Annotated in this window: 12 protein-coding genes; 6 read left to right on the top strand and 6 right to left on the bottom strand. The window is 71.4% G+C overall.

Features of this window, described 5'->3' with window-relative positions; all coding sequences use genetic code 11:
- Positions 1 to 22 precede the first annotated feature (22 nt).
- A complete protein-coding gene (locus ACZ7CH_RS14745; protein WP_360384162.1) occupies positions 23 to 772 on the bottom strand; it encodes a GH12 family glycosyl hydrolase domain-containing protein in 750 nt (249 codons plus the stop codon).
- A gap of 266 nt (positions 773 to 1,038) precedes the next feature.
- Here ACZ7CH_RS14745 and ACZ7CH_RS14740 point away from each other — a divergent pair, with 266 nt between their 5' ends.
- The gene (locus ACZ7CH_RS14740; RefSeq protein WP_470374120.1) at positions 1,039 to 2,625 is read left to right on the top strand and encodes a molybdopterin-dependent oxidoreductase; all 1,587 of its coding nucleotides are present in this window, start codon (positions 1,039 to 1,041) and stop codon (positions 2,623 to 2,625) included.
- Positions 2,626 to 2,724: 99 nt separating this feature from the next.
- On the opposite strand, the gene ACZ7CH_RS14735 is transcribed toward ACZ7CH_RS14740, so the two are convergent.
- From ACZ7CH_RS14735 to ACZ7CH_RS14725, 3 genes are all read right to left on the bottom strand, one after another.
- Entirely contained in the window at positions 2,725 to 5,043 is a 2,319-nt protein-coding gene (locus ACZ7CH_RS14735) for a DUF7617 domain-containing protein (protein ID WP_470374119.1), read from the bottom strand.
- 274 nt (positions 5,044 to 5,317) lie between these two features.
- Positions 5,318 to 6,448: a BMP family lipoprotein gene (locus ACZ7CH_RS14730; protein ID WP_470374195.1), complete on the bottom strand. Its 1,131-nt coding sequence runs from the start codon at positions 6,446 to 6,448 to the stop codon at positions 5,318 to 5,320.
- A gap of 132 nt (positions 6,449 to 6,580) precedes the next feature.
- Positions 6,581 to 7,138 carry a TetR/AcrR family transcriptional regulator gene (locus ACZ7CH_RS14725; protein WP_458432526.1) on the bottom strand — a complete coding sequence of 186 codons (558 nt, stop codon included), beginning with the start codon at positions 7,136 to 7,138 and terminating at the stop codon, positions 6,581 to 6,583.
- Positions 7,139 to 7,237: 99 nt separating this feature from the next.
- Between ACZ7CH_RS14725 and ACZ7CH_RS14720 the strand changes: the two genes are divergently transcribed.
- Both ACZ7CH_RS14720 and ACZ7CH_RS14715 read left to right on the top strand, forming a co-directional pair.
- Positions 7,238 to 8,119 (top strand): NmrA/HSCARG family protein, encoded by an 882-nt coding sequence (locus tag ACZ7CH_RS14720; RefSeq protein WP_470374118.1) that lies wholly within the window; start codon positions 7,238 to 7,240, stop codon positions 8,117 to 8,119.
- Between the two features lie 85 nt (positions 8,120 to 8,204).
- The gene (locus ACZ7CH_RS14715; protein WP_470374117.1) at positions 8,205 to 8,936 is read left to right on the top strand and encodes a hypothetical protein; all 732 of its coding nucleotides are present in this window, start codon (positions 8,205 to 8,207) and stop codon (positions 8,934 to 8,936) included.
- Here the strand turns inward: ACZ7CH_RS14715 and ACZ7CH_RS14710 are convergent.
- Positions 8,912 to 9,265, bottom strand: coding sequence for a hypothetical protein (locus tag ACZ7CH_RS14710; protein WP_470374116.1), 354 nt, complete (start codon positions 9,263 to 9,265; stop codon positions 8,912 to 8,914). The two genes, ACZ7CH_RS14715 and ACZ7CH_RS14710, sit on opposite strands and share 25 nt — an antisense overlap.
- On the opposite strand from ACZ7CH_RS14710, the gene ACZ7CH_RS14705 reads away from it, so the two are divergent.
- Positions 9,251 to 9,553 carry a hypothetical protein gene (locus ACZ7CH_RS14705; RefSeq protein WP_470374115.1) on the top strand — a complete coding sequence of 101 codons (303 nt, stop codon included), beginning with the start codon at positions 9,251 to 9,253 and terminating at the stop codon, positions 9,551 to 9,553. The genes ACZ7CH_RS14710 and ACZ7CH_RS14705 overlap by 15 nt on opposite strands.
- Here the strand turns inward: ACZ7CH_RS14705 and ACZ7CH_RS14700 are convergent.
- On the bottom strand, positions 9,522 to 10,805 hold the full coding sequence (locus tag ACZ7CH_RS14700) for a YncE family protein (RefSeq protein WP_470374114.1): 1,284 nt from the start codon (positions 10,803 to 10,805) through the stop codon (positions 9,522 to 9,524). The two genes, ACZ7CH_RS14705 and ACZ7CH_RS14700, sit on opposite strands and share 32 nt — an antisense overlap.
- A gap of 217 nt (positions 10,806 to 11,022) precedes the next feature.
- Between ACZ7CH_RS14700 and ACZ7CH_RS14695 the strand changes: the two genes are divergently transcribed.
- Together ACZ7CH_RS14695 and ACZ7CH_RS14690 are read left to right on the top strand one after the other, a co-directional pair.
- Positions 11,023 to 11,667: a TetR/AcrR family transcriptional regulator gene (locus ACZ7CH_RS14695; RefSeq protein ID WP_360384140.1), complete on the top strand. Its 645-nt coding sequence runs from the start codon at positions 11,023 to 11,025 to the stop codon at positions 11,665 to 11,667.
- Positions 11,668 to 11,800: 133 nt separating this feature from the next.
- Positions 11,801 to 12,898 carry a ricin-type beta-trefoil lectin domain protein gene (locus ACZ7CH_RS14690; protein ID WP_470374113.1) on the top strand — a complete coding sequence of 366 codons (1,098 nt, stop codon included), beginning with the start codon at positions 11,801 to 11,803 and terminating at the stop codon, positions 12,896 to 12,898.
- The last annotated feature ends 13 nt before the right edge of the window (positions 12,899 to 12,911 follow it).

The following is a 12,911-nucleotide window of genomic DNA, read 5'->3' as shown; positions in this document are numbered from 1 at the left end:
GCCGCGCGCAGCGGTGGCCGGCTCAGCCGCTGACCGAGGCGGAGAAGTTGCCGACCGCGAGGCCGACACCGCCGTTCCACGGTTCGAACCCGGCCTGGATGCTGGTCAGGTACCAGGAGCTGGTGATCGCACCGCGGTTGCGCACGTCGTTGATGAAGTCCATGACGTTGAACGACCACGAGCTGATCGCCGACGGGGCGACGTACGAGATCACGTTGTTCGACCCGTTGCTGCCGCGCCACACCTGCCAGCTCCGGCCGCCGATGTTCGTCGTGCCGACGGCGCTGCCGATGGGCTGGATCGAGCCCTGGCGGTTGAACCAGATCATGATCTCCATCTGGTTCACGCCGTTGGTCTTCGGCGTGGGGTCGAGCCAGATGTCGTACGAGGCGTTGTACGTGCCGCCGGCGAACCGGTAGTCGATCGACGACGTGGCACTGCGGATGCGGCTGACCTGCATCGGCAGCGTCGAACCGGGGGAGCAGTTGGTGTAGTGGCACCCGAGGAACACCGACGGGTACGACACCGGCGCCCCGTTGGTCGGGCTGGAGCCTTGCTGGGAGGTGATCTGGAAACCGGACGACGTGACGTTGATGCACTGCTGCGCGGACGTGCCCCACCGGTTGTTCTGGACCACGTAACGGCCCTGGATGGTGGTCGACCCGTATTGGTCGCAGATCGTCACATCGGCCTGTGCCGGTCCCGCTGTCGCAACGACCGTGCTTGCGACCAGCAGGGCGGCAGCGGCGAAAGAACGAACGGCCCTTCGCATGAAGACTCCTCTCGCAGGTCTGGGAGCGCTCCCAGATTACCGGAGTGTCAACAGCCGGTCACACGATGTGCTGACGCGGGCCCCGGAGGCGAACCGAGGCGGGCCCGTCGTGCGGACGTCGGGTGCGCGGATCCGCCAGATGCGGTTCAGCCGGTTCGGGACGGCGCCGCGCCCGTGCGCCCCGCCTCGCCCACCGCGGGGCGGGGCGCACGGGGCCCATCGGGTGACAGACCAAGCCGCACGGCTGCCCGCTGCGAACCACCCGTGTGAAGGCAACCCGAACCGTCCTGATCGGACTGGTCTCCGTGGTGGCGGCGCTGGCCGCCGGACACCTCGTGGCCGCGCTCGTGAACCCGCTGGCCTCGCCGTTCCTCGCGGTCGGCAACACCGCCATCGACCTGACGCCGCACCCGGTCAAGGACTTCGCCATCCGCACGTTCGGCGAGAACGACAAGCTGGTGCTGCTGGCCGGCATGGCGGTCGTCCTGGCCGTCATCGGCGTGGTGGCGGGCCTGCTGTCGCGGCGCAGCCCGTGGCCCGGCGTGGGGATCGCCGTGCTGCTCGGCCTGCTGGGCATCGCCGCCGTGGTGGCCCGGCCGACGACGACACCGCTGTCCGTGCTCGCGCCGGTGACCAGCCTCGTCGTCGGGGCGGTGGCGTTCCGCTGGCTGTACTCGCGTGCGGCCGGGGCGGGGGCGACGTCCGCTGCTGGGACGGGGGCACCGGACGCGACGCCTGCGAGCACCCCGGACCCGGCGCCCGCGCAGCCCGCGGCCACGCCGGACCGGCGCCGGTTCCTGCTCTCCACGGCCGGTGTGGCGGTGGGCGCGGGCATCGCCGCGTCCGCAGGGCAGTTCCTCATCGGACGGGTCGACGTGGAGTCGTCGCGGCGCGCGATCCGGTTGCAGCCGGGGGTGAAGGCGCCGGAGATCCCGTTCAACGCCGACTTCGCCCGCGAGGGCACGCCGACGTTCATCACGCCCAACGACGAGTTCTACCGCGTGGACACCGCTCTCACCGTGCCGAAGCTGCGCGCGGAGGACTGGCGGCTGCGCCTGCACGGCATGGTGGACAACGAGATGGTCCTCACCTACGACGACCTGCTGCGCCGCCCGCTGGTCGAGAAGACGATCACCCTGGTGTGCGTCTCGAACGAGGTCGGCGGCCCGTACATCTCGACGTCGAACTTCATCGGTGTGTCACTGCCGGACCTGCTGCGCGAGGCGGGGGTCCGGCCCGGCGCTGACCAGCTGGCGACCCGCAGCGTGGACGGCTGGACCTGCGGCACGCCGGTCGCGTCGATCATGGCGCCGGGCAGCGGTGCGTTGCTGGCGATCGGGATGAACGGCGAACCGCTGCCGGTGGAGCGCGGGTTCCCCGTCCGGATGGTCGTGCCCGGTCTCTACGGGTACGTCTCCGCGACGAAGTGGCTGGTCGACGCCGAGCTCACGACGTTCGACGCGTTCGACCCGTACTGGGCGCAACGCGGGTGGGCCAAGAAGGCGCCGGTGAAGCCGATGTCGCGGGTGGACCGTCCCAAGCCGTTCGAACGGGTCCCGCCCGGCCGGTTCGTCGCGGCGGGGGTGGCCTGGGCCCAGCACACCGGCATCGACAAGGTCGAGGTCCGCGTCGACGGGGGACCGTGGCAGCAGGCGACCCTCGCCATCGAGGTCAACATCGACACGTGGCGGATGTGGCGGATCGAGCTCGACCTGCCGGAGGGCGGCCACACCGTCGAATGCCGGGCCACCGACCGCACCGGGTACACGCAGACCAACGACCGCGCCGCCCCGGTCCCCGACGGTGCCACCGGGTGGCACTCGATCGTCTTCTCGGCGGTGGCGCAGTCGTAGCCCGGTGAACGGGTGGTGCCGGAAACGCCTGCCTCACAGGCATTTCCGGCACCCGGACGTCAGCCGGGGAGGTGTTCGGCACCGCGATCCGCGGCCACCTCAGCTCAGCAGGCAGAGCAGCGAACAGGCCTTCGCCGAGGACCAGTCGCTGTACAGCCGCGTGCCGTTCACCGGCGTGTACTTCGCCTTCGCCTTGTTGGTCAAGGGGAACAGCGACAGCAGCGCGTACGTCGAGCAGTGCACCTGCTTCGACTGGCCCGGCTGCAACGTGAACGGTCCGGTCTGGCAGGACGGTTCCACGTCGTCCACCACGTACGCGTCCGTGATCGGGATCGGGCCGTTGTTGGTCACGGTGATGCGCCAGTAGGCCGTCGCGTTCAACAGCCCGAGCACGCCCACGGGTGCCTCCTTCAGCCACGGTCCCGAACCGCCCGCCGTGCAGTGCGCCAGGGTGTGCGAACCGCAGATCTCCTTGTTCACCACCACGTTCGGCAGGCACGCCGGGCCGGGCGCGATCTGCCGGGTCACGGTGTTGGACGAGAACGAGCCGGTCGCGTCGGTGCCGCCGGCCGTGTTGGCGACCGACGTGACGGTGCACTCCGCGGCGATCGTGGTGCGGAAGCACACCTGCGGTGCGTCACCGGTGAACTCCACGACCAGCGCCGGCTGGTTGCCGCCACCGAAGTCCGCCGCGTTGTTCAGCACGAGCGAGGCCGTGACCGTGACCGACGTGGCCGTCACGCCGCTCAGGTCCACGGTGCCGTCCGGTGCGAAACCCGGTGTGGCGACCGGGTTGCCGTCCTGGTCGACGACCTTCGCGCTGGACGCCGCGAAGTTCACGTTCGCCGGGGTCACGCCCGCCAGGCGTGCCCTGGTGTACGCGACCGGGTGCGCTTTGCCGTCGCAGTAGAACTGCGCCGGGGTGAGCGACACGGAGGCGCCGCTGCGAACGCAGGGCGACGCCCCCGTGTCAGGATCCATCGAGAACAGCACACCCGCGTCGCCCAGCCCGATCAGGCAGCCGGTGGGGGTGTCGTAGGCGTACCCGTAGTCCCTCGTGTCACCGCCGTTGACCGTCGGGTGCGGGATGCGCGCCGGCATCCCGGCGCACGACGTGCCGGTGCTCCAGTCGTGGCAGACCGTCGCGCCGAGGTACGGGCCGCGCCAGATGCCGAGGTAGCTGCGCACCCGGTTGCCGGTGCGGATCACCTCCGGGTTGAACACGATCACGCCGTTCTCCAGCCCGGTCGGACCGGCCGGAGCGGCCAGCGGCGACCCGTCGACGGCGTAGCAGACCGTGGTGTTCACCCCGGTCGTGCTGGAACACGCGCCGACCTCCGCACCCGTTGAGCTGTAAGCGGTGTAGGCGTTGTAGGTGTAGTTGCCGGAGGAACCGACCGGTTTCGCGGTCGCCCAGCCCGCGCACGCGGTGGTGGTGGCGGGGTCGAAGCAGCCGAGCACGGGAACGGTGCCTGCGGGCTGTGACGACGACGCGAACACCTTGCCCGCGGCGACGGTCAGCGCGCCCAGGTAGTAGCCGCCGCTGTTGCTCGGCGGCACGACCGGCGCGTAGGGCTGACCGGCGCACGCGCTCTGCGTGGCGACCGTCCAGCACACCACCTGACCGGACGTCGCGACGCCGTAGAGGTTCCCGCCGACCTGGACGAGCCCGGCCATCTCGAAGACCTGTGCGGACCGCGCCGCGAGCGGCCAGTACCCGCAGTTGCCCGGTGCCGCGAGGTCGAGGCAGCCGACGCCGATCGAGGTCGCGGTCGTGGCCGAGTAGTAGACCCGCGCCGGGTTCGCCTCGTCGCGGACGTACTGCGGTTCCAGCGGGCTGCCGATGTCACCGGTCGCACCCGTGCCGAACGGGCCGGGCGCCGTGTTGAGCGGCCGCGGCCACGGACCGCCGGGGCAGGGCGAGTTGGTGGTGAGGTCGGTGCACACGAGCTTCGGGTTGGCGGGCGCCAGGTGGTGGTAGACGTTCCACGACTGCAGCCGTCCGTCCGGCGTGCGGTGCAGGATCGGCGTGAAACCGTCGCCGCCGGTGGCGTTGGCGCTCGCCTGCACCGGTGGCGTGAGCAGGCTGGAGAGAGCGGTGCCACCGTTGCGCACGTTCGGGTTCGTGGCGGTGACCGGGTTGCCCTCGGTGCCGGTCCAGCCGGGGGGAACGCGCAGCGAACCGGGCACGAGGGCCTGGCCGGCTCCGATCGGGTCGGTGATGGTGGCGGCACCGTCCGCGCCGCCGGCGTAGGACACGACCCAGGTCGCGGTGTCGCCGTGCGCCGCGGGGTCGGACACGCCCTGGACGGTCTTCGTGAGGGTGGAGGCGAGCGGCTGGGCGACCGCGGTGGTGGCGGTGAGCGCGCTTCCGGCGAGCACGGCCGCGAGCAGCGTTGCCGGCAATCGTCTTCGCACGGGCGGATCCCTTCTGCGGTGGGATGTTCCCGGTCCGGGAACAGACCGCAGACGCTAGGGAGACCGGCGCGGCAGGGCACTCCCCGTCACCCGCGTGCGCGGGACGTCCGCCCCAACAGCTCAGCGGGTCGGGTGGAAAACATCTGACCGGGAATGCGATTCCACTCCGGCGGCGACTCGGGGATCACCTGATCGCCGCCGAAGTGCCCATCGGGCACCCTCCCATCGGGGCACCGGTCAGGTGACGTGTGCCCCGGGAACGGGTGCGCCGCGGTCAGGGCTGCTGCGCCACCTTGATCTTGCCCTCGACGATCTGCGCCTTGTACGCCTCCAGGACGCCCTTGAGCTTCTCGTCGACCTTCCCGCCCGACGTCGCGTAGCCCATGCCGTCGACCTTGAGGTCGAAGACCTTCGGCAGTGACGCGAGGTCGTTCTTCGCGGCGGCGCGGTAGAAGTCGTACACCGCCACGTCCACGCGCTTGAGGCTGGACGCGACGATCACGTCCCGGTTGGCGGCCAGCGCGGGCTGGTTGTACTGGTCGGCGTCGCAGCCGACGGCGAGGACACCCGCCTGCTTCACCGCGGCGAAGACACCGATGCCGGAGGCGCCCGCGGCGGGGTAGAGGACGTCGGCGCCCTTGTCGATCAGGCCCTTCGCGACCTCCTGGCCCTTCGGCGGGTCCTGGAAGCCGGTGAAGTCGCCGGCCGGGGTGATGTACTTCTTGTCCAGCTTGACCTTCGGGGCCGCGGTGCGCGCGCCCTGGGCGTAGCCGGCCTCGAACTTCTGGATCAGCGGGATGTCGACACCGCCGACGAAGCCCACGTGGCAGTTCTTGCTCTGGTACGCGGCCACGACGCCGGCCAGGAACGCGCCCTCCTGCTCGGCGAACACGAGCGGCGTGACGTTGGGGGCACCCTCGACGGCCGAGTCGACCAGGCCGAAGCGGACGTTCGGGAACTCCGGGGCCACGACCTTCAGCGACTCGGTGTAGGCGAAGCCGACGCCGACGATCGGGTTGAAGCCCTCGCTCGCGAGCTGGCGCAGGCGGGTCTGCTTGGCGGTCTCGTCCTCGTTGGGCGCGGCGGAGAGCTCGCGGGTGTTCTCCTTCTTCACCCCGAGGTCCTTGATCGCCTGGTCGAAGCCGAGGGCGGCGAGGTCGTTGAACGACGCGTCGCCGCGGCCGCCGATGTCGTAGGCCAGGCCGATCTTGAGCGCGCTGCCGTCGACCTTCTCACTGTTCTTCGCGCTGGTGCTCGCCGCGGGGGGTGCGGTGGGCGGGGTGGCGAGCTCGCAGGCCGCGCCGGTGGACGTCGACGCGGTGCCGCCGCTCCCGGAGTCCTTCGCGCAGGCGCTCACCACCATCAGGCTGGTCAACGCGATCGCGGCAACGGCGGTGCCACGCATACGACGGCGCACGGCTCGTCTCCTCACTGCTCGGCGAACGCACCCCGATGGCGGTACCGGGGGCACAGCGACGGACGCTACCTCGCCTCCCGATCGTTCCGGGTGAACGCTCACCTGCTGGGACCACCCCGCTCAGCGGGAGGGGCCGATCCCCGCCACGGCGAGCGCGAACAACCGGTGCGCCGCGGCGGCCGGGTCCTGGTGCCCCTCGGTGGCCATCGCGATCCCCACGACCAACGTCACCAGCTCGACGACCGTGACGTCCCGCGCGACCGCGCCGTCCTCGATCGCCTTGCGCAGCAACGGTTCCGCCGCCTCCTCCAGGGCTCCCGCGCACGAGTTGCCGTGCACCGGGTCGCCCTCGTAGGCCAGTGCCGTGGCGAGTCCGCGTGCGGTGACGCAGTACGCCACCACCTCGGTCAGCCACGCGAGCAGCGCGTCCCTGCTGTCACCGGTCCCCGTCAGCTCGCGGGCGCGGTCGCACAGTGCCTGGACCCGGTGCCACGACACGGCTTCCAGCAGCGCCTGGCGGGTGGGGAAGTGGCGGCGCACGGTCGCCGAACCGACGCCGGCGACGCGGGCGATCTGCTCCAGCGACGCGCTCGCGCCGTGGGCGGCGACCTCCTGCTCGGCCACGGCGAGGATCCGCTCGTGGTTGCGCCGGGCGTCGGCGCGCTGGTTCTCGACCATGGGAACCTCGTGCTTGCGTAAACGGCGGGGGCCGCCATATCGTAGCCGAGCGATAAACGGCGGGCCCCGCCGTTTACGTTCTCGCTGTTGAGGAGTGTCATGTCCGCACCAGTTCTGGTGACAGGAGCCACCGGCAAGCAGGGCGGCGCCGCCGTCCGTGCGTTGACCGCGGCGGGTGTTCCGGTGCGCGCGCTCGTCCGCGACCCGGACGCCGATCGCGCCAAGGCACTGGGGGTCGAGCTCGTGGCCGGCGACCTGGACGACCGCGAGTCGCTGTCCCGTGCCGCCAAGGGCGTCCGCGCGGTGTTCTCCGTGCAGATGGCCGCGCTGACCGAGCGGGGGTTCGACTTCGCGGGCGAGCTCGCGCAGGCGGTCACCCTGATGGAGGTCGCACGGGAGCAGGGCGTCCGGCAGTTCATCCAGACCACGGTGGACGGTGCTGACCGGGAGGTCGTCGACGAGCGCTACCCGATCAGGGCCGCGGCGATGACCACCAAGGCCGCCGTCCAGGACCGGTTGCGCGCGGCCGGGTTCGAGCGCTGGACGCTGCTCAAGCCCGGCTTCTTCATGGAGAACTTCCTGCCGTCGTCGGCGTTCCTGTTCCCGCGCGGCGTCGAGGGCGGCCTGGTCAGCATGGTCAAGCCCGCGACCCGGCTGTCGCTGGTCGCCGTGCGGGACATCGGCACGGTGGTGACCGCGGCCGTCGCGGACCCGCAGCGGTTCGACCGGGTGGAGCTGGAGCTCGCGAGCGACCACCTGTCGATGACCGAGATCGCCGCGGTCCTCTCGGAGGTGCTCGGCCGGGAGCTGGCCGCGCCGGACCTGACGCAGGAGCAGGCGTTCGCCGCCGGGATGCCGGAGATGGGGGCCGGTCACGACCGGTTGAACGAGACCCCGATGGTGGGCCGTCCCGAGTTCGCCCGGGAGCTGGGGCTGCCGCTCACGAGTTTCGCCGAGTGGGCGCGGCAGGAGTTGCGCTGACGGAAGTGGACCAGTGGCGGAAGTCCTTTTCTGTCACTGAATTGTCCATTCGCCGGCACCGCCGGTAGCACTAGCATCGAATGCCGTGAAGGTGCGTTGGCGGCGCCGCAGCCTGCCGCGAGTCTCGTTGCCCGGCAGGTCCCCGGTCCGGTGGCTCGTCACGGCGTGTGGTCTGGGCGTCCTGGTCGTGGCGCTCATCGGTGGTGCGGAGCCCTACCGGCAGACGCGCGAGTTCCGCGCGGTCGCGGCGTGCGAGCAGGGTGGGGGCGGGTGCTTCGAGACCGAGCGGGGTTCGATCGCCGACCGGCGCACTTACACCACGACGTCGACCCAGACCGACGCCAACGGTCACTCGACCACCACGACCACCACCCACTTCGAGGTCACCTGGCAGCGGGCCGACGGTTCCCGGCGGGCCCGCGACGTGCCGTCCGACTTCTACTCCAAGGCCCGCGAGGGCGACGCGGCCGAGCTGCGGCTGTGGCGCGGCGAGGTGGTCGGCGTGCAGGTGACGGGCGCGGAGGCCTGGTTCCTGCCCACGTCCGGCTCGACCCTGCGCTGGTGGCTGCACTTGGGCTTCCTCGGCCTGGGTGTGCTGCTGTGGGGGTTGTTCCTCGGGTGGTGGGACGGACTGTTCATGCTGGCGTTCCGCACGTTCGCCTGGATGTTCCTGAGCTTCGTGCCCGTGTCCGCGACGACCCACGCACTGGCGTACGGCTGGCCCGGCGGCTGGGGACTCGTGGGCGAGCTCGCAATGGCCGGGGTGTTCACGGCCATCGCGGGCGGGATGCTCTACACCTCGCTGGACGGGTGGTGAGAGCGGTCAGGTGCAGGCCGGGAACAACCGGCGGTGCCGGGACCGGTGTGGGCGGCGCGGTCGGTGAACCGGCAGCCGAACGCGGCGGCGGCGACGGTGCCGCGGTCACCCACCGCGTCACCGGCCGGTCGCGTGCCCCGGCCTGCCCACGCCACGAGGTCGTCCCACGCCGTGTCGACCTCGGCCGGCGAGAACTCGCAGTGGTCCACGGTCCGGATCGCCCGCTGCACCAGCCACCGCGACTGGCCGTTGCGGGCGACGTCCGCTCGGTAGTCCTGCTCCATCGAGAACGGCACGAACAGGTCGCCCAGACCGTGCAGCGAGATCACCGGCGCACCGGGCCTGCCGGTGATCCGCGGCACCTCGGTGAGCGCGGGGGACAGGCGCGAGCGCCAGTCCCGCGGCGCGACCCGCTGCACCGCCCGCTCACCGCCACCCAGCAGACGCTGGGCAACGGCAGCGGGCCGAACGTCGTGGTCGCCACCGCACCGGCCGGGTCGTCGTCGCAGGCCGCGCTGGCGCTGCTCGCCCAGCTGACGGCGGCGGGCAGCACGCCGGACCGGACCGCGCGTCCCGGCCGCGTCGTCAGCGGGTCGGACCCGTCCACCCGGCGGTGATGCGGGCGATGCGGACGCGCTGCGGGTGGTCGCCGACCGGCACCGAGACGATCTTCTGCCCGGAGGCGAAGTCGATCGCGGTGATCTGGTCGGAGCCGCTCTCGGAGATCACGCACGCGCGGCCGTCCCCGCTGACCGTGGCCCAGTAGGGCTTGGCGGCGGTGACGAGCGGGCCCTGGTCGAGCGTCGCGCGGTCGACCACCGCGGCGTAGTCGTCCATCGTCCCGGCGACGCAGAGCTTGCTGCCGTCGGGGCTCATGGACAGGCCGTGGTGGCGCGAGTCGTTGACGAACGTCTTGCGGTCGTCGCTCGTGTTCGGGTTCTTCGGCAGCGTCTTCACGCGGGTGACCCGGTCGGTGGCCACGTCGTACTCGACGAAGCCGTTGAAGAACGACACCTGGAAGTACAGCTTCTGCTGGTCCGGGCTGAACACCGCGGGCCGCACCGAGTTCGACAGGTCGCCGCGGCCGAACGCGTCGAGCCGGGCGCGCATGTCGATCGTCTTGACGGTCTGGAACGTGGTCGTGTCGACCACGGTGATGTGCCGGTCGCCCTTCAGCCAGTCCTGGTCCGGGGCGTCGAAGTCGTTGTTGACCTCGCCGATCGACATGTTCCAGAGGTAGCGGCCACCGTTGGTGAAGACGTTCTCGTGCGGCTTGTCGCCGGTGCGGAACGAGCCGAGCTGGCGGCCGGTGTCGATGTCCAGCACGTGCACGGTGTTGGAGGTCGACGCCGACACCGCGACCCTGGTGCCGTCGGGGGAGACGGCCATGTGGTCGGAGCGGAAGCCCGACACCGGGAACCGCCACCTGACCCGGCCGGTGGCGAGCTCGATCGAGACGACGTCGGCGAAGCTCGGGCGGGAGACGACCATGGCCGTGCCGTCGGGCGTGGCGTACATGTCGTCCACGAACTGGTCGTGGCCTTCACCCGGTCCCTGCCGGATGCCGAGGAAGAACGCGAGCTTGATCGGGTTGAGGTAGATCTCGGTGAGCCGCTGGGTCTTGTCGGGGATCACGTTGAGGCGACCGATCCTCGCGAAGTCGCCGGTGGACTTGACGACGTCGGCGGTGCCGTCCCAGTTGTTGCCGACGAACATCACCTCGCGCAGGTCGGGGGCAGCGCCCGCGGCGGCGGCCGGCGTGGTGACGCAAGCGGCGAGAACGGTCACCGCGGCGGCGACGCGGGTGACGCGGCGCGTGAGAGCGCTCCCGGAAAGGGCTTTCCGTGCAAGGTCGGAACTGGCGGTCATCGCTTCTCCGAGTGAAGTCGGTGCCCCGGGAGGGGCGGGAACGCGGGCGGGCTCCGCGGCCGGGACGAGGTTCGCAGGGTCTCGGAGGGGAACTCACCCCGTGGGAAGATCTGAAATCGGCCGAGTTCAGATCTTGCTACTGGATAGTAGGGTCGGAGTGACGCCGACCACAAGACCTGCGGGGCGCAACCGCCGCGGGCCAGTCGACGGAGGTGCCGTGGCAGGCAGGATCACCCCGGCGGAGGGGCGCTACGGCGGCAAGGACGCGGCGCAGCGCCGGGAAGAGCGGCGCGAGCGGTTCCGGCAGGCCGGTCTGGAGATGTTCGGCGCGGGGCCCGGTTACCGGGGCACCCGGCTCGGTGACCTGTGCAAGGCGGCGGGGCTGTCCAGCCGCCAGTTCTACGAGGAGTTCCGCACTCTGGAGGACCTGCTCGCCGACCTGCACCTGCACGTCAACGACGTGGCGGCGGGCGCGGTCGCCGAGGCCCTGCCGCGGCTGCTGCACCTGAGCACGGCCGAGTTCCTGCCGCTGGCCGTGCGCGCCTACGTGAAGGGCGCGTGCGCCGACCTGCGGCACGCCCGCATCGCCTACGTCGAGGTGGTCGGCGTCAGCCCGCGGATGGACCGCCAGCGGCTCGAACGGCGCGCGCTGTGGGTGGAGCTGATCGACCGGCTGGCGGGGGAGGCCGTCGCGCGCGGCGAGATCCCGCCCGGCAACCACCGCACCACGGCCGCGGCCATCATCGGCGCCGTCAACGGGCTCATGCACGACTGGGTCGTCGGGTGGGTCGACGCGACGCTGGACGAGGTCGCCGACGAGCTGGCCCAGATGGTGCTGGGCCGGTACCGGGTCGCCGGATGATGTGAGCGCTCACAGCGCCGCGTCGAGGATGTCGAATCGATTCGATGGTGACAGGCCCGCGTTCTTGACGTGACCCGGCGCGGCTCTGCAATGTTAACGCTCACTTAACGTTGTGCTGCGAGGGGAGAACGCGATGCCGAGGAAGTCCTGGCAGGCCGTCTGGGCGGCTGCCGCGGTGGTCGCCGCCGCGCTGCTGCCCGCCACACCGGCGGTCGCCGAGTCCAACGGCGGCACGCGGGTGATGCCGCTGGGCGACTCGATCACCGAGGGCACCCAGGTGCCCGGCGGCTACCGGATCGGGCTCTGGCAGCGGTTCGGCGGCGGTGGGTACCGGGTGGACTTCGTCGGCTCGCAGTTCAACGGCCCCGCCTCGCTGGGCGACCACGACCACCAGGGGCACCCCGGCTGGCGCATCGACCAGATCGACGCGAACATCACCGGCTGGCTGCGCAACACGACCCCGCGCACCGTGCTGCTGCACATCGGCACCAACGACGTGCTCCAGAACTACAACGTCGCCGGCGCACCCGGCCGCCTGTCGGCGCTGGTCGACCGGATCACCGCGACCGTGCCGAACGCCGACGTGTTCGTCGCGACGATCATCCCGCTGGCCAACCAGTCGCAGGAGGCGGCGGCGCGCTCGTTCAACGCCACGATCCCCGGCATGGTGCAGAGCAAGGTGAACGCGGGCAAGAAGGTGCACCTCGTGGACATGCACGCCGCCCTCACCACCGGCGACCTGATCGACGGCGTCCACCCGACCGCGACCGGCTACGACAAGATGGCCGCCACCTGGTACTCCGCGCTGCGGGCCGTGCCGGGCGCCATCGGCGACCCCGTGGCCGCGGGCAAGCGGCTGGTGGGCGTGCCCTCGGGCCGCTGCGCGGACGTGCCGGGGTCGAGCACGGCGAACGGTGCCCAGGCGCAGCTGTGGGACTGCCACGGCGGCGCCAACCAGGGCTGGACGTACACCGCGGGCAAGCAGCTGGTCGGGTACGGCTCCAAGTGCCTCGACGCCTACGGCTGGGGCACCACCAACGGCACGAAGGTCGTGACCTGGGACTGCTCCGGCGGCGCGAACCAGCAGTGGAACGTCAACGCCGACGGGACCATCACCAACGCGGCGTCGAACCTGTGCCTGGACGCCTCCGGCCGGGCCACGGCCAACGGGACGCTGCTGGTGCTGTGGTCGTGCTCGGGGCAGCCGAACCAGCAGTGGCGGCTCGGGTAGCCGCTGCGGGGCG

It is taken from the genome of Lentzea sp. NPDC037011 (genome assembly GCF_055607425.1).
The sequence above is the reverse complement of the archived record's forward strand: the minus strand, read 5'-3'. Positions and strand labels throughout refer to the sequence as shown.

What these genes read in the sequence shown, in the direction of transcription:
- ACZ7CH_RS14745 (WP_360384162.1), bottom strand. Translation starts at nt 772, where the DNA reads ATGCGAAGGGCCGTTCGTTCTTTCGCCGCTGCCGCCCTGCTGGTCGCA.
- ACZ7CH_RS14730 (WP_470374195.1), bottom strand. Translation starts at nt 6,448, where the DNA reads ATGCGTGGCACCGCCGTTGCCGCGATCGCGTTGACCAGCCTGATGGTG.
- ACZ7CH_RS14725 (WP_458432526.1), bottom strand. Translation starts at nt 7,138, where the DNA reads ATGGTCGAGAACCAGCGCGCCGACGCCCGGCGCAACCACGAGCGGATC.
- ACZ7CH_RS14720 (WP_470374118.1), top strand. Translation starts at nt 7,238, where the DNA reads ATGTCCGCACCAGTTCTGGTGACAGGAGCCACCGGCAAGCAGGGCGGC.
- ACZ7CH_RS14700 (WP_470374114.1), bottom strand. Translation starts at nt 10,805, where the DNA reads ATGACCGCCAGTTCCGACCTTGCACGGAAAGCCCTTTCCGGGAGCGCT.
- ACZ7CH_RS14690 (WP_470374113.1), top strand. Translation starts at nt 11,801, where the DNA reads ATGCCGAGGAAGTCCTGGCAGGCCGTCTGGGCGGCTGCCGCGGTGGTC.